Genomic DNA, 2758 nt, shown 5'->3' on the forward strand with positions numbered 1-2758 from the left:
GTCAGCGCCTGGCCGCCCATCAGCGCCGACAGCATGTTGGCCCTCGCCGGATCGCCCAGCAGGGCGGCGATGCGGGTGATGTCGGGACCCAGCCTCATGCCGCCACCTTAGCGCCTGACGCGCCGGGATGCTTCGCCCTCCGCCGAAACATGCCCCCTCCGCCGCCGGCTAGGTCGTCCGCCTCGCAACGGAGTCTTCCATGACCGTCACCTGCTGCATCCGCTATGTGATCGACCCCTTCCAGAAGGAGGCCTTCGAGGCCTACGCCCGCAACTGGCTCACCATCATCCCGGCCAACGGCGGCGACCTGATCGGCTACTACGTGCCGCACGAGGGGACCAACAACGTCGCCCTGGCCCTGATCTCGTTTCCCAGCCTCGCGGCGTACGAGGCCTATCGGGCGCGACTGAGGACCGATCCTGCCGGCGCCGATAACTTCGCCATGGCGCAGGCCCAGCGCTTCATCCTGTCGGAGGAGCGGACCTGGCTGACGCCGGTGGAGGGTTAGGACCGCAGCGTGTTCTCGGCCTTCATGGCCTCGTGGGCGCGCCGCAGCACCGCGGCCGCCTCGTCGATGAGGTCCTGGAACAGGTCGAGCTGGCGCCCGTACTCGCCGCTATCCAGCTTCTCGATCACCGCGTCGACCTCGACCGGCTTGAGCTTCGCGTTGGCCGCCATCACCCACCTCTTGTCGTTGGCGCGGAAGATGGAGCCGGCGTGGCTTCCCGCCCCTTAACGGGCAGCCTGCGAAGTTGTGGATAAGTTGCGACCAGCCGTCGCACGCAGGGAATCAGACCGGGGCGGTCGACAGCTTCCGGCGCTCGGTCGAGGCGGCGAGTTCGGCCCAGATCGCGTCCTGCCGGGCGGCGTCGCCGGCGGCCTCGGCGGCGGCTTGGGCCTCGATCAGCGCCGCGCGCAGGCGGTCGTTTTCGGCCTTGAGGGCGGAAATGTGCAGGTCCGCGTCCTCGCCCGTCTCGCCCAGCAGGGCGCGGACGGCCCGGTTCTCCTCCACCAGGATGTGCGCCTGTCGATCCCACATCTCGCCCGCCACCAGCAGCAGCATGGCCGACAGGGACAGGTCCGATGCCCGTTCCGCCTCGGGCACGCCGGGCATGGCGTTCTTCATCAGCAGGCCGGCCAACTCGGCCAGCACGGGAACGACCGGCGGGTTCATAGCTTGCCCATCAGTTGCAGCATGGCCCGGTCCTGGGCGTTGATCAGCCACCATGCCGGATAGATCATGATCGGCGCCCGGTTGCCGCCGCGGTTGAAGGCGGCGGCCGATCCCACCCAGATGCCCTGGCCCTTCACGCAGTTGAACAGGGTCCACCAGTGCAGGGCCTTCGGATCGGCCTTCAGGCCCGATGCGCGCTCCCAGATCGCGACCGCGTCGGCCGGGCTGCACAGGCCGCCGGCCTGCCCGGCGCGACCGAAGCTCCAGATCGGCTGCAGGCTCCAGCCCAGGTCTTCCAGCGGATCGCCCAGGTGGCTCATCTCCCAGTCCAGCACCCCGTGGATCTGGCCGGCTTCGTCGAACAGGAAGTTGCCGGTCCGGTAGTCGCCGTGGACGATCGACAGCTTCTGGGCCGGCGGCGGCGGGTTGGCCCGCAGCCAACGGATGGCGGCGCGGGTGACGGGCAGGGGCTCGGCCTGGTCCTTGTCGATCAGGGCTTCCCAATGGTCGAGCTCGCGCTTCCAGCAGCCGTCGAGGGGCGGGGCCTCCATCCACCGGGCCAGCGGCGCGGGGTCGGCCTTGGCGATCTCGCCCAGGATCGTCCACTTGCGCTCGGCCAGCATGGGCAGCACCGCGTCGAAGGCGCCCGACAACAGCATCTGCGGCGAGGCCTGGTAGCCGGCGATTTCCTCGGCGATGAAGAACGGGTGGTCGAGCGCCTCGTCCCCCTCCTCCAGCCACAGCATTTCGGGCACCGGGACGGACGAGCCCGCGAAGGCGCGATAGGCCTCGAACTCCACCCGCCGCTCGGTGTCGATCAGGCTGGCCGGCGGGTCGCGGCGCAGGATCAGCCGGCGCGAGCGGGCCTCGCCGCCCTCGCTCCAGTCCAGCACGAACCGATAGGTTTCACGGCTGGCGCCGCCCGAGATGCGCTCCAGCGCCGTGACGGCCACGTCGGTCGCGCCGGGCAGCTTGCCGGCGATGTAGGCCGCCAGCCGCGGCTCCAGGGGATGGCTCAACGTCGTCCCGCCGCTCAGGCCATCCGGAAGCGGATCGGCAGGCGCTTGGGCCCGTTGACGAAGAACGCCTCGCTCAGCGCCGGCGTCCCCGAAATCTCCACCGATTCCAGCCGCGGGAGCAGTTCCTCCCAGAGGACCCGCATCTCCATCTTGGCCAGGTGCTGGCCGAGGCAAAGGTGTGCGCCGTAGCCGAACGCGAGGTGCTTGTTGGGCTTGCGGTCCACCTGGAAGGTGTCGGGCGCGTCGAAGACCTCCTCGTCCCGGTTGCCCGAGGCGTAGCAGAGCATCAGCCAGTCGCCCTGCTTCACCTTGCGCCCGCGCACCTCGGTGTCGGCCGTGGCCGTGCGCATGAAGGTCTTCACCGGCGTGGTCCAGCGGATCGACTCGTCGACCAGACCCGGGATCAGCGACGGGTCCTGTTTCACCTTCCGGAATTCGCCGGGGTTCTCGGCCAGGGCCCACATGGCCCCCGCCGTCGAGGACGAAGTGGTGTCGTGCCCGGCAGTGGCGACGATGATGTAGTAGCTCATCGCCTCCAGGTCCGAGATCGGCTGGCCGTCGATCT

5 protein-coding genes are annotated in these 2758 nt (G+C 69.5%); 1 reads left to right on the forward strand and 4 read right to left on the reverse strand.

Going from position 1 to position 2758, the window contains the following annotated elements; genetic code table 11:
• Positions 1-199 precede the first annotated feature (199 nt).
• A complete protein-coding gene (locus Q0L11_RS17910; RefSeq protein WP_296599034.1) occupies positions 200-508 on the forward strand; it encodes an NIPSNAP family protein in 309 nt (102 codons plus the stop codon).
• Here Q0L11_RS17910 and Q0L11_RS17915 read toward each other — a convergent pair.
• From Q0L11_RS17915 to Q0L11_RS17930, 4 genes are all read right to left on the reverse strand, one after another.
• Positions 505-678 (reverse strand): hypothetical protein, encoded by a 174-nt coding sequence (locus Q0L11_RS17915; RefSeq protein WP_296599035.1) that lies wholly within the window; start codon positions 676-678, stop codon positions 505-507. The genes Q0L11_RS17910 and Q0L11_RS17915 overlap by 4 nt on opposite strands.
• Before the next feature lie 112 nt (positions 679-790).
• Positions 791-1174 (reverse strand): hypothetical protein, encoded by a 384-nt coding sequence (locus Q0L11_RS17920; RefSeq protein ID WP_296599036.1) that lies wholly within the window; start codon positions 1172-1174, stop codon positions 791-793.
• On the reverse strand, positions 1171-2193 hold the full coding sequence (locus Q0L11_RS17925; protein WP_296599037.1) for a phosphotransferase family protein: 1023 nt from the start codon (positions 2191-2193) through the stop codon (positions 1171-1173). Before Q0L11_RS17925 ends, Q0L11_RS17920 begins: the two co-directional genes overlap by 4 nt.
• Positions 2194-2207: 14 nt before the next feature.
• Positions 2208-2758 (reverse strand): cytochrome P450 (locus Q0L11_RS17930; protein ID WP_296599039.1); only part of this gene is annotated, 551 nt, incomplete at its 5' end.

Source organism: Phenylobacterium sp., assembly GCF_024508875.1.
Lineage (GTDB): Bacteria > Pseudomonadota > Alphaproteobacteria > Caulobacterales > Caulobacteraceae > Phenylobacterium.